General features: G+C 64.8%; 22 protein-coding genes. 6 read left to right on the top strand and 16 right to left on the bottom strand.

Annotated elements, in window-relative coordinates:
- The first annotated feature begins 6 nt into the window (after positions 1-6).
- Together ACVWZ4_RS30985 and ACVWZ4_RS30980 are read left to right on the top strand one after the other, a co-directional pair.
- On the top strand, positions 7-1,341 hold the full coding sequence (locus tag ACVWZ4_RS30985) for an acyclic terpene utilization AtuA family protein (RefSeq protein ID WP_456738539.1): 1,335 nt from the start codon (positions 7-9) through the stop codon (positions 1,339-1,341).
- Positions 1,342-1,383: 42 nt separating this feature from the next.
- Positions 1,384-1,713 (top strand): AtuA-related protein, encoded by a 330-nt coding sequence (locus ACVWZ4_RS30980; protein WP_456703367.1) that lies wholly within the window; start codon positions 1,384-1,386, stop codon positions 1,711-1,713.
- Positions 1,714-1,831: 118 nt separating this feature from the next.
- Here the strand turns inward: ACVWZ4_RS30980 and ACVWZ4_RS30975 are convergent, their stop codons facing one another.
- The 3 genes from ACVWZ4_RS30975 to ACVWZ4_RS30965 form a co-directional block, all read right to left on the bottom strand.
- The gene (locus tag ACVWZ4_RS30975; RefSeq protein ID WP_456703368.1) at positions 1,832-4,093 is read right to left on the bottom strand and encodes a CHASE3 domain-containing protein; all 2,262 of its coding nucleotides are present in this window, start codon (positions 4,091-4,093) and stop codon (positions 1,832-1,834) included.
- Positions 4,090-4,503, bottom strand: coding sequence for a response regulator (locus tag ACVWZ4_RS30970; protein ID WP_456703369.1), 414 nt, complete (start codon positions 4,501-4,503; stop codon positions 4,090-4,092). The genes ACVWZ4_RS30975 and ACVWZ4_RS30970 overlap by 4 nt, the downstream gene beginning before the upstream one ends.
- A 354-nt stretch (positions 4,504-4,857) precedes the next feature.
- On the bottom strand, positions 4,858-5,469 hold the full coding sequence (locus tag ACVWZ4_RS30965) for a BA14K family protein (protein ID WP_456741817.1): 612 nt from the start codon (positions 5,467-5,469) through the stop codon (positions 4,858-4,860).
- Between the two features lie 245 nt (positions 5,470-5,714).
- Between ACVWZ4_RS30965 and ACVWZ4_RS30960 the strand changes: the two genes are divergently transcribed.
- On the top strand, positions 5,715-6,122 hold the full coding sequence (locus tag ACVWZ4_RS30960) for an NADH:ubiquinone oxidoreductase subunit NDUFA12 (protein WP_092229143.1): 408 nt from the start codon (positions 5,715-5,717) through the stop codon (positions 6,120-6,122).
- Between the two features lie 326 nt (positions 6,123-6,448).
- Here ACVWZ4_RS30960 and ACVWZ4_RS30955 read toward each other — a convergent pair whose 3' ends face one another.
- Entirely contained in the window at positions 6,449-7,135 is a 687-nt protein-coding gene (locus tag ACVWZ4_RS30955) for a DJ-1/PfpI family protein (protein ID WP_456703372.1), read from the bottom strand.
- 91 nt (positions 7,136-7,226) lie between these two features.
- Between ACVWZ4_RS30955 and ACVWZ4_RS30950 the strand changes: the two genes are divergently transcribed.
- Positions 7,227-8,165: a GlxA family transcriptional regulator gene (locus ACVWZ4_RS30950; protein ID WP_456705272.1), complete on the top strand. Its 939-nt coding sequence runs from the start codon at positions 7,227-7,229 to the stop codon at positions 8,163-8,165.
- A 14-nt stretch (positions 8,166-8,179) separates the two neighbouring features.
- Here ACVWZ4_RS30950 and bla read toward each other — a convergent pair whose 3' ends face one another.
- The gene (bla, locus tag ACVWZ4_RS30945; protein WP_456741815.1) at positions 8,180-9,064 is read right to left on the bottom strand and encodes a class A beta-lactamase; all 885 of its coding nucleotides are present in this window, start codon (positions 9,062-9,064) and stop codon (positions 8,180-8,182) included.
- A 113-nt stretch (positions 9,065-9,177) separates the two neighbouring features.
- On the opposite strand from bla, the gene ACVWZ4_RS30940 reads away from it, so the two are divergent.
- On the top strand, positions 9,178-10,080 hold the full coding sequence (locus ACVWZ4_RS30940; RefSeq protein WP_456741814.1) for a LysR substrate-binding domain-containing protein: 903 nt from the start codon (positions 9,178-9,180) through the stop codon (positions 10,078-10,080).
- Between the two features lie 32 nt (positions 10,081-10,112).
- On the opposite strand, the gene ACVWZ4_RS30935 is transcribed toward ACVWZ4_RS30940, so the two are convergent.
- A complete protein-coding gene (locus ACVWZ4_RS30935; RefSeq protein WP_456703374.1) occupies positions 10,113-11,117 on the bottom strand; it encodes a Na+-dependent transporter in 1,005 nt (334 codons plus the stop codon).
- Between the two features lie 187 nt (positions 11,118-11,304).
- On the opposite strand from ACVWZ4_RS30935, the gene ACVWZ4_RS30930 reads away from it, so the two are divergent.
- The gene (locus ACVWZ4_RS30930; RefSeq protein ID WP_456703375.1) at positions 11,305-12,339 is read left to right on the top strand and encodes a DUF2155 domain-containing protein; all 1,035 of its coding nucleotides are present in this window, start codon (positions 11,305-11,307) and stop codon (positions 12,337-12,339) included.
- A gap of 115 nt (positions 12,340-12,454) precedes the next feature.
- Here the strand turns inward: ACVWZ4_RS30930 and aat are convergent, their stop codons facing one another.
- From aat to ACVWZ4_RS30880, 10 genes are all read right to left on the bottom strand, one after another.
- A complete protein-coding gene (aat, locus tag ACVWZ4_RS30925; protein ID WP_456703376.1) occupies positions 12,455-13,135 on the bottom strand; it encodes a leucyl/phenylalanyl-tRNA--protein transferase in 681 nt (226 codons plus the stop codon).
- Between the two features lie 43 nt (positions 13,136-13,178).
- Complete coding sequence (locus ACVWZ4_RS30920; protein ID WP_456703377.1) at positions 13,179-14,282, bottom strand: sensor histidine kinase; 1,104 nt, start codon at positions 14,280-14,282, stop codon at positions 13,179-13,181.
- Complete coding sequence (locus ACVWZ4_RS30915) at positions 14,279-14,719, bottom strand: response regulator (protein ID WP_456703378.1); 441 nt, start codon at positions 14,717-14,719, stop codon at positions 14,279-14,281. Before ACVWZ4_RS30915 ends, ACVWZ4_RS30920 begins: the two co-directional genes overlap by 4 nt.
- Positions 14,716-16,239 carry a sensor histidine kinase gene (locus ACVWZ4_RS30910; RefSeq protein WP_456703379.1) on the bottom strand — a complete coding sequence of 508 codons (1,524 nt, stop codon included), beginning with the start codon at positions 16,237-16,239 and terminating at the stop codon, positions 14,716-14,718. The genes ACVWZ4_RS30915 and ACVWZ4_RS30910 overlap by 4 nt, the downstream gene beginning before the upstream one ends.
- 94 nt (positions 16,240-16,333) lie before the next feature.
- Positions 16,334-17,692, bottom strand: coding sequence for an acetyl-CoA carboxylase biotin carboxylase subunit (accC, locus tag ACVWZ4_RS30905; protein ID WP_456703380.1), 1,359 nt, complete (start codon positions 17,690-17,692; stop codon positions 16,334-16,336).
- An 82-nt stretch (positions 17,693-17,774) separates the two neighbouring features.
- Entirely contained in the window at positions 17,775-18,269 is a 495-nt protein-coding gene (accB, locus tag ACVWZ4_RS30900; protein ID WP_456703381.1) for an acetyl-CoA carboxylase biotin carboxyl carrier protein, read from the bottom strand.
- Between the two features lie 37 nt (positions 18,270-18,306).
- Positions 18,307-18,774, bottom strand: coding sequence for a type II 3-dehydroquinate dehydratase (gene aroQ / locus ACVWZ4_RS30895; RefSeq protein ID WP_456741813.1), 468 nt, complete (start codon positions 18,772-18,774; stop codon positions 18,307-18,309).
- A gap of 223 nt (positions 18,775-18,997) precedes the next feature.
- Complete coding sequence (locus tag ACVWZ4_RS30890) at positions 18,998-19,831, bottom strand: DUF1236 domain-containing protein (protein WP_456741812.1); 834 nt, start codon at positions 19,829-19,831, stop codon at positions 18,998-19,000.
- Between the two features lie 220 nt (positions 19,832-20,051).
- The gene (locus ACVWZ4_RS30885) at positions 20,052-20,819 is read right to left on the bottom strand and encodes a DsbA family protein (protein WP_092229072.1); all 768 of its coding nucleotides are present in this window, start codon (positions 20,817-20,819) and stop codon (positions 20,052-20,054) included.
- 110 nt (positions 20,820-20,929) lie between these two features.
- Positions 20,930-22,324: a M48 family metalloprotease gene (locus ACVWZ4_RS30880; protein WP_456703384.1), complete on the bottom strand. Its 1,395-nt coding sequence runs from the start codon at positions 22,322-22,324 to the stop codon at positions 20,930-20,932.
- Positions 22,325-22,327 lie beyond the last annotated feature (3 nt).

Genomic DNA, 22,327 nt, shown 5'->3' with positions numbered 1-22,327 from the left:
TGACGAATGCGCACGATCAGATTGGGAGCAGGCGCCGGCTATTCGGGCGACCGCATCGAACCGGCCGTCGAGCTCGCGGAAAAGGGCGGGCTCGATTATCTGGTGTTCGAATGCCTCGCCGAGCGCACCATCGCGCTTGCGCAGGCCGCGCGGCTGAAGCATCCCGACGCCGGGTTCGACCCGTTGCTGGAAGCGCGGATGAAGGCGGTGCTGCCGGCCTGCCGCGCCAACGGTGTCCGCATCGTCACGAACATGGGCGCGGCCAATCCGGAATCCGCCGCGCGGACCACCACGGCGATCGCGCGGCAGCTCGGGGTTCATGGGCTCAAGATCGCCGCCGTCACTGGTGATGACGTGCTGGGCGATCTGAGGAACTCCGATCGTCCTCTCGACATCGGCTGCACGGTCGACAGTCTGGGCAATCGCATCGCGTCCGCCAATGCCTATCTCGGCGGCGCGTCAATCGCGCAGGCCTTGCAAGATGGGGCCGACGTCGTCATCACCGGTCGGGCCGCCGATCCCTCGCTTTTCCTCGGTCCGTTGATCCACGAGTTCGGCTGGGCGATGGACGATTGGCCGCTGCTGGGAAAAGGCATTCTGGTTGGCCATCTCCTGGAGTGCGCGGGTCAGGTCACCGGCGGATACTTTGCCGATCCCGGATACAAGGACGTCAGGGATCTTGCCCGTCTCGGCTTTCCGATCGGCGAAGTGCGCGAGGACGGGGATCTGGTGGTCACCAAGGTGCCGGGATCCGGCGGGCAGGTCACCGCCGCGACGGTCAAGGAGCAATTGCTGTACGAGATCCACGATCCCGCCCGCTATCTCCAGCCTGACGTGGTCGCTGACTTCTCGCATGTCCGGGTGGAAGAGATTGGCGAGGATCGCGTCCATGTCTTCGGTGCGACCGGCACGCCGAAATCAGGCGAACTCAAAGTTTCGGTCGGCTACATCGACAGTTATGTGGGCGAAGGCCAGATCTCCTATGCCGGGCCAGGCGCCCTCGAGCGCGGACGGCTGGCGCTCGAGATCGTGCGGGAGCGGCTTGCGATCGCGGGCGTGGAGACCAGTGAACTCAGGTGCGATCTCATCGGCTCGAACGCGCTCCATGGCGAGCGCCTATCGCAGCAAGCCCGACCTTACGAAGTGCGTGTTCGTGTGATCGGTCGCACCGCAACGCTGGCCGAAGCCCGGCGTATCGGCGAGGAGGTCGAGACCCTCTACACCAATGGTCCGGCCGGAGGCGGCGGCGCCTGGAAATCGGCCCGTGAAGTCATTGCCGTGGCATCGACCCTGATTCCTGAAGCTGCCGTACGCACGGCCATCCAATACTTCAACACGTGAGCGTGAAACGCGACACGCTCGCGATGAGCAGAGGGTGACAGCATGAAACTGCGGGACATCGCGCACTCGCGCACGGGAGACAAGGGCAACACGTCAAACGTCTCCCTGATCGCGTACGACCCGAATGATTATGGCCTGCTCTGCGACTACGTAACGGCCGAGCGAGTCAAGCACCTGTTCGACGGCATCGTCAACGGTGAGGTGACGCGATACGAATTGCCCGAGATCGCGGCGCTGAACTTCGTCATGAGCGAGGCGCTTGGCGGCGGAGTGACGCGATCCCTTGCCATCGATGCACACGGAAAGTCGCTCAGCTCGGCATTGCTGAACATGGACCTTCCCGATGACGTCAGTTCCACTTCGAACGAGTAGCTCATGATCAGACCCTTTCTGTCGTTTCCGCCATCGGAGGGAGACAAGATCCTCGTCGATCAGGGCCGGGTTCTGATGCCGGATTGAGCTTACGCGGGCCGAACGTGTGCGCCCGCGTTCAAGACGCCGCCATGCCCCCATCGCCGTCCAACGCCTTGCGGATCATCTCGGCGAGCTGGTTGCGGCGATAAGGCTTCGTCAACAGCATCACGCCGTCGTCGAGCTTGCCGTGATGGACGATGGCGTTGTCGGTGTAGCCGGAGGTGTAGAGCACCTTGAGGCCCGGCCGGCGCTTCGCCACCTCGTCGGCGAGCTCGCGGCCGCTCATGCCGCCCGGGATCACGACGTCGGTGAAGAGCAGGTCGAAGGCCTGGCCGTCCTCGATCATCTGCAGCGCCGCCTTGCTGTCGCCGGCCGCCACTGTCTTGTAGCCGAGGCTCTGCAGCTGCGCAGTGACGAAATTGCGCACCAGATTGTCGTCCTCGACGATGAAGATGGTCTCGGCGCCGCCTTCGGCCTGCGCTGCGGCTGACGCTGTCGTTTCGGCCGTGCCGTCGCCTGGCGGCAGATACAGCTTGATCGTGGTGCCGTGGCCTTCCTCGCTATAGATCTTGATGTGTCCGCCGGACTGCTTGACGAAGCCATAGACCATGGAGAGGCCCAGGCCGGAGCCCTTGCCGACCTCCTTGGTGGTGAAGAACGGCTCGAAAGCCTTGTCCTGAACGCTCTGCGGCATGCCGATGCCGCTGTCGCTGACGGCGAGCATCACGTAAGCGCCGGGCCTGACGTCGGCATTGGCCTGCGCATACGCCTCGTCCAGGACGACGCGGCGCGTCTCGAGCAGCAGCTTGCCGCCATCAGGCATGGCGTCGCGGGCGTTGATCGCCATGTTGAGAACGGCGTTGGTGAGGCGCGACGGATCGATGTGCGAGGTCATCGTTCCCTGTTCCAGCACGGTCTCGATCTGGATCTGCTCGCCCAGTGTCGGGCGCAAGAGTTTTGCGATGTCGGTGATGGCGGCGTTGATCTCGATGTCGCGCGGCTGCAGCGGCTGTTTTCGCGCGAATGCGAGTAGGTGCTGAATCAGCTCGGCACAGCGCTCCGCGGCATCGTCGATCAGCCGTGCTGTGCGCTGCAGCTCGGGCTGGCCCTTCAGGCCTGCCACCAGCGTCTCGGTATTGCCGGAGATCACCGTCAGCATGTTGTTGAAGTCGTGCGCGACTCCGCCGGTCAGCTTGCCGATCGAATCGAGCTTCTGCGACTGGTAAAGTTGCCGCTCGGTTTCACGCGACGAGGTCGCGTCATGATACACCAGCACGGCGCCGGAGATGTTGCCTTGCCCGTCGCGCATCGGCCGGCCGCTGATCATCAGATGTCGCGGATTGTCGCCGCTGTGCGGGCGGACGATCATCTCGAGAGCTTCGAACTCGTCGCCGCGCAGGACTCGCACGGAGGGCAGCTCGTCGGCCGTGAGCGGCGTGACGCCGTCGCCCTGGAATACGTCGGATAGCGCACGCAGATTGCGCAAGTTCATGCCGGCGCGATGCAGCAGGATCCGCTCGGCCGCGGGATTGGACAGCAGGACCGTGCCTTCCTTGTCGATCACCAGCACCGCTTCCGCCATGCTGCGGAACGTGCTCTGGAGCACGTTGACCGACAAGCGCAGCTCGTCGTGGGCGGTGACGAGGTGCTCGGTGCGTTCGGCGACGGCGGCCTCGAGCGCCGCCTTGGCAGCTTGCGTTTGCTCGAGCGAGCTCTGAAGCTGCACCGTGGTGCGCCGGCTCTCGCGCATCACCATCAGGACCAGCAACAGGATCACCAGCGCGCCCGCAACGTCGATGCCGAGCAGCACGATGCCGGTGCGGCGCGAATCCATCGATCGCGCGCTGAGCAGCCGTTCTTCGCCCGAACTCAGATGGTCGAGATTGCCCATCACCGTGTCCATCAGGCCGCGGCCTTCGCCCTTGCCATTGAGTGCGGCAATGCCGTCGCCGTCATTGGTGGTGCGCAGCCGCATCGCCTCTGCGGCGATCTCGATCCGACGCAACGCCAGCGGTTCGGTCGCCTCCAGCAACGCGACCTGATCGGAATTATCGTGAACGCTGCGCTTGAGGTCGGCGAGCGCGGGCGCGATCTGGGCCCGCGCCGCCTGAAACTCGTCGTTGAAGCTCTGGCTGCGATAGATCTCGTAGCCGCGCGCGGCGCTCTCGGCGCGCCGCATCAGCAGGCGCAGGTCGGAAATCTTCTTCAGCACCTCGACGGTGTGATTGACCCAGGCCGCATCGGACCGCGACTCGACGTCGAGGCCGATTGAGGCGGCGGTGATCAGCAGGAGGATGGCAAGTCCAGCACCGAGAATGACGCGCTGCGAAGGGATCAAGGTGCTTCTTTCTTGTCCTTCGGCGGCGCGGCCTCACCGAGGGTTTCCCGGATCGTGGTCAGCAGGACCTCGGGCGTGAACGGCTTGCGCAGGCAGCGCGTCGCGCCAAGCTCCAGTGCCATGCGGAGAAAGTCCGGAGAGGGCGAGGCGGATGAGGCAAAGGCGTAGCCCGACATGGCAATCAACGGGATGGCAGGCGCGCGCTCATGGAAGATGCGGATGGATTCGAAGCCGCGCATATGCGGCATGAAGATGTCGACCAGCATCACATCGAACGTCTGCGCTTCGAGCGCAGCAAGCCCTGTCTCGCCACCGTCGGTGAGCGTGACATCGAAGCCCTGGCGCTGCAGGAGGACCTCGATGGTCGCGCCGACCATCGGATCGTCATCGACCACGAGAATACGCGGCATGACCCTTCCTAGTAGATCGAAGTCCCCACAGCGATTGGTGATATAGGCGAATCGTGCGCCGGGTCAATTTTCGATTGGCCAGGAATCGCTATGCATCGCGGCATGCATAGCGCCCCGTTTGGGTTCCGATCGCTGCGAAGTGCCGCAGCTGAATCTCGAAGGAATTCAATGACAGGTTGAGGCAAATCCGCGCGAACAACGAAAGCTGTTTCGTCACATGGCAGAGATAGCGACCGATGCCGTGTGCTGTGGGCGATCGAATTCGCTCTCATTCCCCCGCTTGCCGGCGCCGACCAAAAGCCTGCGCGGCACCCATGACCGGCGCCGCGCAGGACTGACATGCGTCAGGCCGCGTTACGGGCAGGGATGGCGCAGGCCGTCATAGCCGAGATAGGTGCCGGACGCCGGGTCGTAGGACCGGTAGCGTTGCGCGCAATAGGCCGCCGCATCGCCGCCGCCGTCGGGGACCACAGCGACGGCCGCGCCGTCGTCGTAGTATCCGTCGTCGTAGTAGGAATCGTCGTAATACGGACCGCCGTAATAGGCATAGGAGCCAAGGCCGCCGACCGCAGCGCCTGCCGCGAAGCCCGGCCAGAAGCCACCACCGCGATGGTGATGCCAGTCGCCGCCGCGCCAGTTGCCGCCATTCCAGGTGCCGCCGGCCGCCGCGAAGTTGCGGCCGCCGCCGTTGAAGGTGGTTCCACCACTATTGAAGGTGGCTCCCCCGCTCGGGCGCACCGCCGTGCTGGCTGCGAAATTGCCGCTGCCACCACCGAACCGGGCGGCGCCGCCAAAGTTGCCACCGCCCACGTGGGCAGCGCCACCGCCGAAATGTGCTCCGCCGCCGCTGAAATGGCCGCCGCCGAAGCCGCCGTGGCCGCCACGGCCCTGGGCAAAGCTCGGGGTTGCCATCGGAATAACGAGTGCCAGCGCCGCGGCCGCACCCAAAACTCTCAGACTGTTCATGTTCAAACTCCTTTCCCGCGAAGCAAATCCCTTGAAAGGGCACCGGTTCCTTGGGATCACGTCGGTTTGCGCATGGGCGTAGATTTCCCCTCCTCGCAGGCCCGGCATGAATGGATCGCGATCGATTTGCGGCAGCATGGATTGCCGCTGCCACCGCGTTTGGGCTGGGCACCGCCGCGCCGGTCGAACTGGACATTTGGCCGTCCGGATGGCATCAGGACCTCACGAAGCAGGGCCCTTGCCGCATGAAACAATTCTTCCTGAAGCTCTTCACCTGGTGGAACGGCCAGACCTTTGGCACGCAACTCTGGACCTCCAGGTTCGGAGAACTGGTCGGTCAGGACGAGCAGGGTAACCGCTACTACCGCACGGCCGGTGGCAAGATCGACCCCACGCTCGGCTTCGAGCGGCGCTGGGTGATCTATAACGGCTATGCCGAAGCCAGCCGCATTCCGCCGGCCTGGCACGGCTGGATCCATCACGTCGTCGATGTGCCGCCGACCGAGCTCAACTATCAGCCGCGCGAGTGGGAAAAGCCGCACCAGCCGAACCTCACCGGCACGGCGAAGGCCTACCGTCCGTCGGGCTCGACCTTGGCCAGCGGCAGGCGGCCGAAGGCCACCGGCGACTACCAGCCCTGGACGCCCGGCTAACCGCGCCTTCCTTGGTCAGCGGATCGGATGCACGCGCATCCGCATCGCGTCGCTGTGGACAACGGGAACAGCGGGGATGCCGGCTGCGCGGGCGTTGCGTCTGCGCGAGCGATGCGGCTCAATCAACCCATCTTACGGAGATGGGAGACCATCGCGTTCGGTTCGGGCAACAGTTCGCGACTGTCCCGAAATGCAGCGGCCGCCGAGGAAGGACTCGATCGGGAGATAGGCCCCCGGTCTGGGAGTTCCGACATCGCCCGATGAGAATGTGCGCCGCCGTGAGACAGGAAAGGCCGCTTGGGAAACCGAGCGGCCTTTTTCTGTCGTCACATCACCCGCGCCGCTGCGCGCTTCACCGCATCGAGACGGCGGGCTTGGAATGGCGCGACGCGCTCCTTCATGAGCGCGATCACCTCGGCCGGAGCGGTCTCCGGCGAGCCGGCGTTGAATGGCGGCGCGGGATTGTATTCGAGGCGGAGCTGGATGGCCTCTGCGGTGGTGCGATCGACGAGCAGCGACACCAGCGTCAGTGCGAAATCGATTCCCGCTGTCACACCCCCGCCGGTCACGCGGTTGCGATCGATGCAGACGCGCGTCTTCGTCGGCGTCGCGCCGAACAGCGCGAGCATCTCCATCGCGCTCCAATGGGTGGCGGCGTTGTAGCCCTTCAAGAGTCCGGCTGCGCCCAGCACCAGCGATCCCGTGCAGACCGACGTGACGAATTTGGCGCCCGCCGCCTGTTTGCGGATGAAGCCGAGGGTCTCCTCGTCATCGAGGAGCGCGTCGGTGCCGAAGCCGCCGGGAATGCAGATCACGTCCAGTTGCGGGCAGTCCGCGAACGTCATGCTCGGTGTCAGCATCAACACGGAATCGCTCGGCACGGGCTCCAGCGTCTTCCAGATCAGGTGCACGGTCGCGCCGGGGACGGACGAGAACACCTGCAACGGGCCGGTGAAGTCGAGCTGCGTGACGCGCGGGAACACCAGAAGGCCGATCTGGAGCGGTGCCGACATGAGAACCTCCGAACAAAAGCTTGACGGGCGCAGGATGGCATGATGCCTTCATGTCAAAAATGGCGTATTTCCCTCAGATTCGGACACGACCATGATCGGCATCCTGATCTTCCCGGACTTCCAGCTGCTCGATGCGGCCGGCCCGATCTCGGTGTTCGAGATCGCCGCACGCGCTAGCGGCAAGCCGCTTGCGCTGCGGGTGCTCGCGCTGAACCCAGGAGCCGTGCGCTCGTCCTCCGGCGTCGAGATGATGGCGCGCGATTTCAAAGCGGCGAACGCGATCACGACGCTGGTCGTGGCGGGCGGTGCGGGCGTCTCGGCTTCGGCGCGCTGTCCTGTGACGCTCGCCTTCGTGCAGCGGCTGGCCAGGCGCGGCGTGCGGATCGCCAGCGTCTGCTCGGGCGCCTATGTGCTTGCGGAGGCCGGCCTGCTCGATGGCCGCCGCGCCACCACGCATTGGGGCCGTACGCGCGAATTCGTGGCACGCTATCCGAAGGTGAAGTTCGAGCCGGACCAGATCTTCACACGCGACGGCAATATCTGGACGTCCGCCGGCATCAGCGCCGGCATCGATCTCGCCCTCGCGATGGTCACCGAGGATCATGGCGAGGAGATCGCGCAGGCGACCGCACGCCAGCTCGTGCTCTATCATCGCCGCAGCGGCGGCCAGTCGCAGTTCTCATCGCTCCTCGAACTGAAGACGCCGAACGGCCGCTTCGGCGCGCTGTTGTCGTGGGCGCGGGAAAATCTCGACGCGCGGTTGACGGTGGAAAACCTCGCCGATCGCGCCGGCATGAGCGCGCGACATTTCGCGCGCGCTTTCGCTGCGGAGACCGGTACGACGCCGTCCAAAGCGATCGAGCGGTTGCGGATCGAGGTCGCCCGCGAACGCGTGCAGTCCTCGCGCGAGGCGATCGAACGCGTCGCCGAGACCACCGGCTTCGGCGACCCCGAGCGCATGCGCCGCGCCTTCATCCGCGCCTTCGGCCAGCCGCCGCAGGCACTGCGGCGCGCGGCGCGGGCGGGGTAGGGGGCGCGCGGTCGTCAGGCCAAGGCCTTGCCGACCTCGCGACCGACGGCTGCGATCACATCGTTTCGTCCATTGGGATCAAGCGATGCGCCGGTGAGATAGACCGCGATGACGAGCGGCGACCGCTCGGGCGGCCACACGATGGCGACGTCATTGGTGGTGCCATGTTCGCCTGCTCCTGTCTTGTCGCCAACACGCCAGCCTTGCGGCAGGCCGGCACGCAAACGACTATCGCCGGTCTTGTTTGCGATAAGCCATTTGCCGAGTTGCTCGCGCCCCTCCGGGAGGAGGACGTCGCCGATCAGCAGGCGCCTGAAGTCAGCGGCCATTGCATTCGGCGTCGTGGTGTCGCGGAGATCGCCCGGGGCCGCTTCGTTCAGTTCGGTTTCAATCCGGTCCAATCTTGTCATCTGGTCGCCGAGGCTTCGCGCAAAGCTGGTCAAGCCGGCGGGACCGCCAATGTTTTTCAGGAGTGCGTTGCCGGCTGTGTTGTCGCTCATGGTAATGGCCGCCTCGCAAAGTTCGCGAAGCGACATTCCGTCGCCGCCGACATGCTTGCTCGTGACGGGCGAGTACTCGACGAGATCGGCCTGCTCGATACGAACGCGCCGCTCGAGTCCTTCCAGCTTGCTGCCCACGTCCTTTAGTATTGCTGCCGCCGCCAGGACCTTGAATGTGCTGCACATGGGAAAGCGTTCGTCCCCCCTGTGATGGAACGGAGTGCCCGTCGTGGTGTCGAGCACGGAGACACCGAGCCGGCCTCCGCTCTTCAGTTCCAGTTGCTTGATGGCTTCGACGAGCGCTGCGGTTCCACCTGGCGCGGCCCCCGAAACATCAGGCAGCAACAGACTTCCCGCGACCGCAAGTGCAGATGAGCCGAATTGACGTCGTGTGAGCATCGAGATCTCCCGTGAATTGCGGCAGGTTTTTGCGTCGCGCTCCGGCAATTGACAAACGATGCTTCGTGAGGCCATCCATAACTAAAACTTGGATCGGAAAACTTGGATCGGACTTGGCCCGTCGCCCTGCCAGTATTTCGAATCTGCCCCTGAACGCGCTTCGCTCATTCGAAGCGGCCGCGCGCCATCTCAGCTTCACCAAGGCCGGTCTCGAACTTCGCGTGTCGCAGGCTGCCGTGAGCCAGCAGGTGCGCACTCTGGAAGAGAGCCTGCGCGTCAAGCTCTTCAAGCGGCTGACCCGCGGGCTTGCTCTCACGGAAGAAGGCGAGGCGCTGCAGCCCGTCATCGCGAGCGCCTTCGGCCAGATCAGTCAGGTCCTGGATCGGTTCGAGAACGGTCGCATGCGCGAGAGTCTGGCAATCGGCGTGGTCGGCACGTTCGCGTCGGGCTGGCTGCTTCCGCGCCTCGGCAGCTTCACCTCGGGCCATCCGCACATCGACGTCAGGATCTTCGCGAACAACAACCGTGTAGACCTCGGCGGCGAGGGATTGGACTACGCCATTCGCTTCGGCGACGGCGCGTGGCACGGGACCAATGCCGAGCGACTGGTCGATGCGCATTTCACACCGATGTGCGCGCCTGATGTCGCCAAGCGCCTCAAAAGTCCAGTCGACCTCCACAAGGAAGTGCTGTTGCGGTCGTATCGACCGGGCGAGTGGGCGCACTGGTTCGAGATGGCAAAATGCAGGCAGCCGCGGATGACCGGCCCGACCTTCGATTCTTCGGTCTCGCTGGCGCATGCGGCAGCGCAAGGCGCGGGAGTTGCGCTCTTGCCGGTCGTGTTGTTTGCGGACGATCTGTCACGCAAGCGGCTGGTTTGCCCTTACGACGCCCGGGTCTTCCTGGGATCCTATTGGCTGACGTCGCTGAAATCAAAACGGCATTCGCAGGCGATGAAGGCCTTTCGCGACTGGATCCTGGCGGAGTGCGACAAAAAGAGGCTCCGCAATCCATGAGACCACGGGCCGCGCGCGCCAATCTGCAGACCCTATGTGACGCGGCCTGGAGGCGCCGCGGCGGCGCTTCCGTGCGCCGTCAGCCGCCGCGCGATGGGCATCAGCAGGTAGGGCGCAAGGTGGATCGGAAACTGCGTCATCGCGAAATAGAGCCAGGTGGTGGGCGGCAACGCACCTGCGGTCGCGGCCAGCATCAGGCCGAGATTGCGCTGCGACACCATCAGGGCGAGCGCCAGCGCACGCTCATAGCCGACGCGGCGGAACAGCAAGGTCGTGACGGCGAGTAGCGTGAAATAGGCCGCGAAGGCGAGCGCCGCGATGCTGATCGTGAAGAGCGGATTTGCGACGACATCGTGCGCCACGTCGCTCATGATTGCGGATGCGAAGATCAGGAGAATGATGATATTGAGGCCGTCGATCGGCTGCTTGTGATGCTGGATCGCGTCGGTGCCGAAGACCCATCGGATGAACGTCGCCGCGAGCAGCGATGTCGCGAGAATCCCGAGCAGCTTCAGTCCCAGGGCGAGCGGCGAGATGCTCAGCATGCCGCCGAGGAAGAGGCCTGCAAACAGCGATGCGGTGAAGGGAACCACGGCGGTCGCCGTCACCAGCGTCACCAGCACGAGGGTGGCATCGAGACCCATCAGCGCTGCGAGCGCTGGTGCTGCCATCATCGGCGAGGCGATGCTCTGGAGGATCAAGGCGAGTGACAGGCCGGGCGCGTGATCGGCGAGCCCCGTGAGGTGTGCGGTCAGGCCGACGATGACAGGCACGCCGATGGTGGTCCAGGCCGTGGCGGTCGCCACCAGCGCCGGCCGGCGCAGATGGCCGTACAGCGCCACAAGATCGACCCGCATGAAGGAGATGCAGAGCAGGCACAGGATCGCCTCGGTGATGTAGGGCCGCAGCAGCACACCGAGCGGCGGCACCGCCATCGCGATGAACACGACGGACGCCACCGCGCGCGTCCCCTGGCCGCCAAGCCAGCTCAGGCCGCGGAGCGGAAGGGCGACGATGGTTTGGAGGGCGGAGGGCATGCGGAGGAACGCGTTATCAGTCCGGTGCTGTGGTCAGGATCCCTGGGACTGAAGATCATCCCCCTCGACTATCTCATCCGTGGGCCGGTCTGGCCAGACAGCGGCGGGCAGGGCCGGAATGCCGCCCTTTCCCCGCCGTATTCGGCGTGTTAACCCGGGGCCTGCGAGCGGCGGTATCCCCTGTAGAATGTCCAACAAGCCCGATTCGCTGTTGAAGCCGCGCGAGATGTTCAAAAGCTTTACCCTGACAGGCCTTGCGGTATTGCTGGCCGCTACCGCGCTGACGGTTGCGACGCCGGCCCAGGCGCAGATCGGCACGATCTTCTCCGATCCGCCACCGCGGCCGCCGGGGACGATCCCCCGTGGCGGGCAGCCGATGCCGCAGCCGACCCCTGATGACGACGAAGAAGTCCCGGAACTGCCGCCGCAGGGCCGCGTGCTGCCCTCTCGCCCGATGCCGCCGGCTCGCCAGGGTAATGTCATGCCCGGACCGGTCGAGACCCAGCCGCTGGCCCCACCACCGGGCACCAGCGTCGCTCCACAGAACCAGCCGCCGGCCGTCGCGGTTGCGCCGCCGGGCGGGCCTGCTCAGCCGGGACAGCGCCAACCCCAGCAGAAGGGCGCTCCCCAGCAGGGTGCCGTGCCGCAGGCCCCCGCAAGCCTCCAGCCGGGCGACGAGGTCGTCACCGAGCCGCCGGCCCAGAAGATCGTGAACAAGAAAGCCACTTTCTCGGGCCTGGACAAGATCACCGGGCGCATCATCAATTTCGACGAGGAAATCGGCGAGACCGTGCAGTTCGGCGCGCTCCGCGTGAAGACCGACGCCTGCTATACGCGGCCCGCGACTGAAGCCGCAAATACCGATGCGTTCGTCGAGGTCGACGAGATCACCTTGCAGGGCGAGGTGAAGCGGATCTTCTCGGGCTGGATGTTTGCGGCGAGCCCCGGGCTGCATGGCGTCGAGCATCCGATTTACGACATCTGGCTGACCGACTGCAAAGAGCCGCAGCAGACCGTTGCGACCGCGGCGCCCGATCCCGCGACCAAGCCGGCCGCCCCGCCACCGCCGCCTCCGGCGCAGAAGAGGACCGCGCCGAAGCAGGCCGTGCAGCGGCCGCCGCAGCAATTGCCGCCGGTGCAGCAGCAGCCTGCGCCGCCGCCACCTCCTCCGCCGCCGGAGCAGCGGCCCGGTCTGTTCGGCATTCCCGGGTTTGGCCGCTAGAGCATGATCCGGAAAAGTGTGCAGCGGTTTTCCGAAAAGATCATGGCAAACAATAAGCTAAAGTGCGATGACGATTCATCCTAATCTCATCGCGCTTTAGGAGATTGTCGTTTGCCTATTGCCGCGAGGCGATGATCTCGAGCGCGCGCGTGCCTGGAACCGGATCTCCACTGGACAGCCGCAGGAAATCGCCGGGCTCACCGGCGAGCGCCTTGTCGAGCAGCGCGGTGTAGCGCCGTCGGGAAATCTCGGCCGCACCGAAGCTCTTCAGGTGCTCGGTGACGTATTGCGTGTCGAGCAGCTCGAAGCCGCCATGGATCAACCGCGCGACCAGATGCACCAGCGCCACCTTCGAGGCGTCGCGCGCGGTGTGGAACATGCTCTCCCCGAAGAAGGCGCGCCCCAGGCTCACGCCATAGAGGCCGCCGACGAGGTCGTCGCCCTGCCAGGCCTCGACGCTGTGACAATGGCCGAGCTCGTAGAGGCCGCCATAGAGGTCGCGGATGCGCCTGTTGATCCAGGTGTCCTCGCGCCCGGCCTGCGGCGCGGCGCAGCCGGCGATGGTCGCCTTGAACGCGGTATTGACGGTGACGCGAAACGCATCAGAGCGCACGGTGCGCGCAAGTCGCGAGGCGACGCGAAAGCCATCGAGCGGGATCACGCCGCGCGTTTCCGGTTCGACCCAGAACAGGGTCGGGTCGTCGGCGCTCTCGGCCATCGGGAAGATGCCGCAGGCATAGGCGCGCAGCAGCACGGCCGGCGTAATTTCAGACGAGGCGGAGTCGCGCGAAGTCATGGTGCGCAATGATAGCAGGATCGCAGCGCGCGTGCGATGGGGATCAGCCCGCAGCGGCCGTGTTCGCCTTGCCTGATACGGCCGGCGTGCGGAGGAACCGAAGGATGATGCGGGTTCCGGAGTGGTCGGGATCGCGTTCGACGGTGGCATCGAGCTTGGTGGCCATGGCCGCGACGATGCGTTGGCCCATGCCGGTGGAACGCGGGTCGGCCTTGACGTTGTCACCGACGCCGTCGTCGCTGATCGACAGCAGCAGATCCTCGCCCTGCGAGGTCAGCTCGACGTGAATGGGCCCGGCGCCGTCGGGATAGGCGTATTTCACCGCGTTCATGACCAGTTCGTTGACGATGATGCCGACCGCAACGGCGCGGTCCGGATCGATCTCGATCGGCTCCGCCTTCACCGTCAGGCGCGACATCCGGTTGCCTTCGGCGGATCGCCTGAGATCCTCGAGCAAGGAGTCCAGGTACTGGTTGAGCACGACGCTCTTCAAGTCTTGTGAGGTGTAGAGGCGGCGGTGCACCTGCGCGACGGCGGCGACCCGACCCATCGCGTTGGTCAGCGCGGCCTTGACCTCGTCCTGGGCGGCAGAGCTCGCCTGCAGATGCAGCAGGGAGGCGATGATCTGGAGCGAATTGCCGACGCGGTGATTGACCTCGCGCAGCAAGAGCTCGCGTTCGGCGGCCAGCGCCGCATAGCGGTCGCGCGAGGCATGGATCTCGGCCTCGGCCTCTTCGCGCGCCCGCTGCAATTCGGCCTGGCGCAGCGCGCCTTCGGCTGCGACATGCAGCAGAGGGATGAAGTCGCCCTTGACGTCCTTGACCAGGTAGTCTGCCGCGCCCGCCTTCAGCGCGGTGACGGCGATGCTGGAATCCTGCGAGGCCGTGACGAACACCACCGGTGGGGCTCCCGGGATTGCCATGATCTGCTCCAGCGTCTCGATTCCGTCGAGGCCGGGCATGTATTGATCAAGCGCCACGACATCGATGCCTCCCTTGGCGCTCGCGTCGCGGATGCGCTCCAGGCCTTCCTCGCCGCTTGCGGCGTGAATGACCTTGTAGCCGCGCCGCGTCAGGCCGCGGTCGACCAGCCGCGCCAGCGCGCCATCGTCATCGATGTAGAGCAGTGTGGGCGTGCGCTGGTTCATGGGGCGGCAGGCGGGACCTGGATGACCGAGAAGAACAGGCCGAGTTGCCGGATGGCATTGGCGAAATTCTCGTAGTTGACGGGTTTGGTGATGTAGACGTTACAGCCGAGTTCGTAGCAGCGCTTGATCTCCTGGCTGTCGTCGGTCGTGGTCAGCACCACCACGGGTGAGGCCTTGAGATATTTGTTCTCCTTGATCTGCCTGAGGATATCGATCCCGGTCATGTCGGGCAGGTTGAGATCGAGCAGGATCAGGAGCGCATTGCCCTTCTGCACGAGACCGCTGCCATCAGGCCCGAACAAGTGCTTCATCGCATCGGTCCCGTTGGAAAACGAGATGATCTCGTTGTTCACCCCCGAACGGCGGATGTTGCGCTCGATCAGGCGCGCGTGTCCCTCGTCGTCCTCGATCATGATGATGCTGACGGGCAGAGTCATTTGTCGGGCTTCCGGTTGCTGACCTTCCAGGCGATAGGCAGCGTGATTGTGAAGGTGCTGCCTGCGTTCAATTCTGACGATACCGACATCGTGCCGCCGAGGCGGCGCACAAGTGCACGCACGTGCGCAAGACCGATGCCCTGGCCAGGCTTGTCCTGGGTTCCCGCACGCCGGAACAGGTCGAAAATCCGCTGATGATCCCTCGCGTCAATGCCGCGGCCGTTATCGCTGATTTCAAAGATAGCGTAACCCAGCTTGGTGCGCCCGCGAATTCTGATCTCGCCGGGCACCCCGTTCTTCAAATACTTGATCGCGTTGTCGATCAGATTGGAGAAAATCTGCTCCAAAGCAAGCCGGTCGCTGACGATCTCAGGCAGCGGTTCGATGTGGATCTCGGCATGCGCTTCGGCAGCCTGATGGGCCAGCGAGGACACAATGGTCTCGATGAAGTCGCGGGTTTCGATCTTCTCCGGCTGGAACTCGCGCCGGCCCTCGCGGGTGAGGTTGAGGATGGCCGAGATCAGCCGGTCCATTCGCCCGATCGAGGATTTGATGAAGCCCAGCGCTTCGGCAAAATCCTCCGACAGCTGCTTGTCAGGACCGTCGAGCGCGATCTCGGCGGCATCGACCGGCGGTCCGCCCGCCGGCACGCCCGCGAGCCCTCCGATCCGTCGAAAGATGTCCTTGCCCAATTCCTCGAGCTCGCTGGTGAAGCCCATGATGTTGACCAGCGGCGAGCGCAGGTCATGGCTGACGATATAGGCAAAGCGCTGGATCTCGTCGTTGGCTTCGCGCAGGTCTGCCGTGCGTTCGTCGATGGTGGTCTCCAGATTGAGATTGGAGTCCCGCAGTCGTGTCTCGGCCTCGTCACGGGCGCGCGTGGAGCGTCGCACCAGCCAGATCGAAATCAGGGCCAGCACCACGACGAGGCCGGAGCCGATTCCGGTCATCGATGCGGCGAGCGTCTGGCTGCGGTCGGCGTTCTCCGAGCGAAGCCGGAAGAGGCGCTCCTCCTCCTGGATCATGGCGCCGGCGACGGTGCCGATGACGGCGGTGGTATTGGCCGAAGCGGCCTCGCGGACCAATGCCGCGGCCTTGTCCGGCTGGCCCTTTCGGACGAAATCCATTTCCTGGGCGAATTGGCCAAGCCGGATTTCGATTGCCGCGCTCAGTTTCTCGATGTTCTCGCGCTGGGCGGGATTATCGCCGATCAGATGGGTGGCCCTGTCGAGCGCGGGGATGATCGCGGCGACGGCCTTGTCGTGGTCTGCCTTAAAATCCGCCCCCTGGGTCAGGAGAAAGCCCCGCGCACTGCTTTCGGCGCGCCGGATTTCGAGCAGCAACGCGTTGACCTGGTTCTCCACCTCCAGGGTGTGAACCACCCATTTGCTGTCCTGCCGGGCCTTGTTGACGAGATAGACCGATCCGGCACTGATCACGGTCAGCACCAGAAGTCCCGCCGCGAACAGCAGAATCTGCCAGACTGCGCGCCGGCGCCGTTCCCCAGCCGTCACGGTCATGGCTCGTTACGCATCGCGGAGTTCAAAATGCCCCCTTGGACCTGTCCCAACCGTCGAGAACGCGATTGGGGCCAGAGGGTTCCACGGGTCGGAATTATTTCCCGGAGGGCTCCGTCTTGCCGGCGAGATACTGCTCCAGCCAGTGGATGTGGTAATCGCCGTCAATGATCGAAGGTTGACGCACCAGGTCGCGGAACAGCGGCAGCGTGGTCTCGATGCCATCGACCACCATCTCGTCCAGCGCACGGCGCAAGCGCATCAGGCATTCGGCGCGCGTCTTGCCGTGGACGATCAGCTTGCCGACGAGCGAATCGTAATACGGCGGGATCTGGTAACCCTGATAGACCGCGGAATCGATGCGCACGCCGAGACCGCCGGGCGGATGGTATTGCGAGATCCTGCCGGGCGAAGGGCGGAAGGTCTGCGGGTTCTCCGCATTGATACGGCATTCGATGGCGTGGCCGATGATCTGTATCTCGTTCTGCTTGGCCGGCAGCTCGCCGCCGGCAGCAATGCGGATCTGCTCCAGGACGAGGTCGATATCGGTGATGCTCTCGGTGACGGGATGCTCGACCTGGATGCGCGTGTTCATCTCGATGAAGTAGAACTCGCCATCCTCGAACAGGAACTCGATGGTGCCGACGCCGAGATATTTCATCTCGCGCATCGCCTTCGCGCAGGTCTCGCCGATCTTGGCACGCGCAGCGGCCGCCAGCACGGGCGAGGGGCCTTCCTCCCAGACCTTCTGGTGGCGACGCTGCAGCGAGCAGTCGCGCTCACCGAGATGGATCGCGCCGCCGCGGCCGTCGCCGAGGATCTGGATCTCGATGTGGCGCGGCTTCTGCAGGTATTTTTCGAGATAGACGGAGGCGTCGCCGAAAGCGGATTTCGCCTCATTGGCCGCCGTCGACAGCGCGATCTGGAGATCGGCCTCGGTTTGCGCGACCTTCATGCCGCGGCCGCCGCCGCCCGCAGCCGCTTTCACCAGCACCGGGAAGCCGATCTTCTTCGCGATGGCCATCGCGTCGTCGTTGGGGCCGACAGCGCCGTCGGAGCCCGGCACCACGGGGATGCCGAGCCGCTTGGCGGTCTTCTTGGCTTCGATCTTGTCGCCCATCAGGCGGATGTGCTCGGCCTTGGGGCCGATGAATTGCAGGTTGTGCTCGCCGAGAATCTCGGCGAAGCGCGCGTTCTCCGAGAGGAAGCCGTAGCCGGGATGCACCGCATCCGCGCCGGTGATCTCGCAAGCTGCGAGGAGCGCGGGGATGTTGAGATAGCTGTCCTTCGACGGCGGCGGCCCGATGCAGACGCTCTCGTCCGACAGGCGCACATGCATGGCGTCGGCGTCAGCGGTGGAGTGCACGGCGACAGTCGCTATCCCGAGCTCCTTGCAGGCCCGCAGGATGCGAAGGGCGATCTCGCCGCGATTGGCTATGAGGATCTTGTCGAACATGTTGTCCTGCAGCGAATGGCGAGTGGCGAATGGCGAGTAGGGAAGGCCGAGGCCAATCGCTATTCGCTATTGCCCAGTCGCGTCACTCAATAATAACCAGCGGCTCGCCGAACTCGACCGGCTGGCCGTCTTCGACGAGGATCTGCGTCACCGTGCCCGCGCGGGGCGAGGGGATCTGGTTCATGGTCTTCATCGCTTCGATGATCAGGAGGGTCTGCCCGACCGAGACCTTCGAGCCGACTTCGATGAACGGCTTGGCACCGGGCTCGGGCGACCAATAGGCGGTGCCGACCATCGGCGAGGTCACGGCGCCCGGATGTTTGGAGATGTCCGCAGCGGCGGCTGCAGGTGCCACGGCGGCGGGCGCTGCAGGGAGCGCGGGCGCTGCGGCTGCGACCGGCATCGGCATGGTCGCCGCGACGCTGAGGTTGCGGGCGACGCGCAGACGCAGGCCGGCACGTTCGATCTCGATTTCGGTGAGGCTGGTCTCATCGAGCAGCAGAGCGAGCTCGCGGACGAGCGCGGAATCCTCGCTGGAAAACTTTGCTGCTGCTTTGTCGTCTGGCTGGCGCGCCATGTTCTATGATCCGAATGTTCTGTGTGAAGAAGGAGCGTCAGGCTTTGGGCTTGATGCCGAGCTTGGCGGCAAGGCCCTGAATCGCAAGGCGATAGCCCTCGATGCCGAAACCGCAGAGCGAGGCGAAGGCCGCGCGCGCGGTGTAGGAGTGGTGACGGAAACTCTCGCGGGCATGGATGTTGGTCACGTGCACTTCGACGGTCGGGATCTGCACCGCGAGCAACGCGTCGTGCAGCGCGATCGAGGTGTGCGAATAGCCGCCCGCGTTGATGATGATGCCCATCATCTTGCGCCCATGCGCCTCGTGGATGAAATCGATCAGCTCGCCTTCACGGTTGGACTGCCGGCAATCAGCCTTGAGGCCGAAGCTCACCGCGGTCTCCCGGCAAAGTGCCTCGACGTCCGCCAGCGTGGCATGGCCATACTTCTCGGGCTCGCGGGTCCCCAACATGTTGAGGTTTGGGCCATTGAGAACGAGGATCGTGTCGGTTGCTGGATCGGCCATTCCTGTCCCGGAAAGGTGTTTCGGCGTGGCGGGGTTATAGGTAACAAAGCGCCTGAGGGGAAGCCTTGAAGGGCCTCCCGGCCCGGTTCAGGTACCTCATCCGGCCTGCAAAAACCTGTGCGGAAGCCGCGGAAATTGCTTGTTAACCAGTTCAAAGCATGACTGTCGCCCAACGCAAAGGGGCGGGCATCGCTGCCCGCCCCTGAGCGCGCTGGCTATCGCCTTAGGTGTTCAGGACAGCCACGATCTCGTACGTGTCCGGATTGATGACCACGATCTCGTCCTTGACCAGGACATACTTGTAGGTCCGCCATTCGGGATAGATCGTCACGACCCGGGACGGCAAGGCGTGCAGCTCGATACCCTCGCGCGGAATACGGGTGCCGACCGAGACCGAGAAGTTCGCGTTGGTCACCGGGCGCACGTGCTCCTCGCGGATCACCGAGGTGATCTGCGTGCGCTGCTCGGTCGAGAGCTTGGCGCCGGCGCCGGCCTGGCCGACGGTCGTGTTGGTGCTGCTCTGGCCCTGCGCATTCTGGTTGGTGCGCGTCTCGGTGCCCTGCTGGTTCTCGGCATTGTTGGTCGAGGCGCCGGTCTTGCTGCCCTCAGCCTTCATGTCCTTCTGGTCTTTGCCGGACTTGCTGGTGTCCTGGCTCATGCTCTTCGACTTGTCCTGCTGACCCTGCGCACGTTCCTCGCTGCGCTGGCCCTTTGTGGCGCCGGACTTCTCCTCGGCCGCGTTCTTGTTCATCTCACGGCCCGAGCGCTCGTCCTTGGTCGCGCCCGAGGACTTCTCCTCGGCCGAGGTGCCGGACTTCATGCTGCTGGAGCCGCCCGCCTGGCCGACGGTGCCTTTCTCATGGGTGGATTTCTCATGGGTGGATTCCTTGCCCATCGAGCCGCCGCGCTCGGCAGCGCCGCCTGACGACTGCGAGTGCTCCATCGGCTGCGCTCCAGCGCCGCCGCTCTCGTTCTTCATCGTGCCTTGTGCGTTCGCCAATCCGGGGCCCGCCAGGAGCGCGACTACGGCAACGGAGATCATAAAGCGATTAGACATCAAATTCTCCTCACGTGTTTCTTTTGCGTCATTGCCCGCGCCACCAACGAAAGGAGGTTTGAGTTGTTCCGGAACATCTGCTGTTCCCCGGTATTTGTTTCCTAAATACGGGATGAACATCCCCGCCGGATTCGGGCCAGGATTTGCTGCAGCGCTCGGCAACGAAAAAGGCCGGCTTTTCAGCCGGCCCGCATGATGTGTGGGAGTTGCAAAAGTCTGATCAGCAGGTCGCTTTGCCGCAGCGGGCGACGCCGATCTTTTCCTTGAGGCCCTCCAGGCCGACGGCGCCGACCACGATCTGCTTGCCGATCACGTAGCTCGGCGTCCCGTTCATGCCCATCGCTTCAGCGAGCTTGAAGTTCTCCTCGATGGTGGCGCGCACCTCGGGGCTCGCGATGTCCTTCTCGATCTTCGCAGTGTCGAGGCCGGCTTCCTTGGCGGCCTGCATGGCGCGCGCCTTGTCGGCCGGACCGCGGCCGCCGAGCAGCTTCTGGTGGAAGTCGAGATATTTCTTGCCGGAGGGATCCTGCATGCGCACGGCGACCGCGACCTGCGCGGCCTCGACCGAGCCCTGGCTCAGCACCGGAAATTCCTTCAGCACGACCTTCAGCTTGGGATCGGACTTCAGCAGGTCGAGCATGTCGCCCATTGCCCGCTTGCAGTAGCCGCAATTGTAATCGAAAAACTCGACGAAGGTGACGTCGCCGTCCTTGTTGCCGAGCACGACCTGGCGCGGCGAGTTGAAGATCGCATCCGAGTTTTGCGCGACGCTGGCCTCGTGCTTCTCGGACTCGGCCGCGGCCTGGCGCTTGCTGAGCTCGGTCATGGCCTCCTCGAGCACCTCGGGATGGGTGACGAGGTAGTTCTTGATGATCGCCTCGATATCGGTGCGCTGGGCATCCGAGAAGGTCTCGGCCGAAGCCGGTCCCGTTGCGCCGAAAATGGCGAGCGCAAACAGCGCGGGAGCTAGCAGGCGCAGCGAAGGCATTGGCAAATCCTCTTATCCAGAGCAGGTTTCGAAAAAGTCCCGGCGGGCTTATGCCGGTGCGTGACGTCAAGTGCCGGTCGTCGTGTCAGGCAGTGATGGGTGCCTCTCGTCTAGTTGCGCGGCGGTTTCGAGGCCACGATGTCGTCGGCCTTGACCCATCCGGGCGTGCCGACGGCGAAACGGGTTTTCGCGCGCGTGGCGAGCTCGCGAGCGGTCTTGTTGTCGCCGCGCAGGTAAGCGGCTTGGGCGGAGGCGAGATCCGCCTCGGCATAGTCTCCCTTCCGGCCATAAGCCATCGCGAGCTGGGTGTAGCCGATCGGCGCCTCGGGCTCGCGCGCCACCGCCGCACGGAGAATCCTGATGGCATCGTCCGTGTAGGCCTTATTATCGGTTCCAACCAGAGCCTGCCCAAGTAACATCTCGATGAGGGCCGCATTGTTCGAGAGCGCGACAGCCTTGCGCAGGGGGGCGATCGCATCGGCCGGCTTGCCGCTCTCCAGCAGGGCCTGGCCCTTGACCTCGTAGAAATACGGGTTGTTCGGCTGCACTGCGATCAGCGCGTCGACCTGGGCCAGCGCGCTGCGCAAATCGCCATGCAGATAGGTGCTGATCGCCCGGGCATAGCGCGCCGGCAGGGTGTCATTGGTGAGGGGATAGCGACGGTAGACCGTCTCGGGCCGTTCCATGAAGGCCGAGATCTTGGCGCGCACCATGTCGTGGCGAAGCTGAAGCGCGGGATCGTCCTTCTTGTCCCAATAGGGGCTGGTGCTGGCGAACTCCTGGAGCGCTGCGACGCGCTCGGCGGGCATCGGGTGCGACTGCAGATAGGGATCGGCGCCGCGCGCGGCGAACAGGCTCTCGCTGGTGAAGCGCTTGAAGGTCTCGTACATGCCCTTCGGCGACTGTTGGGTGGCGGTCAGGAATTTGACGCCGGCGCGGTCGGCGTTCTCCTCCTGCTGGCGCTGGTAGGACAGCAGCGAACGGCGGATCATCTCCTGCGGACCGGCGATCGCTGCCGCGCCGGCATTGGCGAGGCCGTTATTGCCGCCGCGGCTGGCACCCGCCGCGATGGCGCCGGCGCCGAGCAGCATGGCGATGATCATCTGGGTCTGGGCGCTGGCGAGCTGCTCGCGCAGCTTGGCCAGATGGCCGCCGGCCAGATGGCCGGTCTCGTGAGCGAGCACGCCGATCAGCTGGTTCGGGGTCTCCGACTGGAGGATCGCGCCGTAATTGACGAAGATGCGACGGCCGTCGGCGACGAACGCGTTGAACGAGCTGTCGTTGATGATCACCATCTGGATGTTCTGCTTCTCCAGACCCGCAGCCCGCAGGATCGGGCGCGTATATTCGCGCAACAGCTGCTCGGTTTCGGTGTCACGCAGGACCGGCGGGCCTTTGCCTTCTTGCGCCCGGGCCGCGGAGAACGGTGACAGGACCATGGCCGCTGCCGTGACAATGGCGGTCAGCGCCGAGGCCTTCTTGCGCAATGCGATCTGGAGCAACATCAA

It is taken from the genome of Bradyrhizobium sp. USDA 4472 (assembly GCF_054058595.1).
Note: the sequence above shows the minus strand (reverse complement) of the source record. Positions and strands in the feature narration are given on the sequence as shown.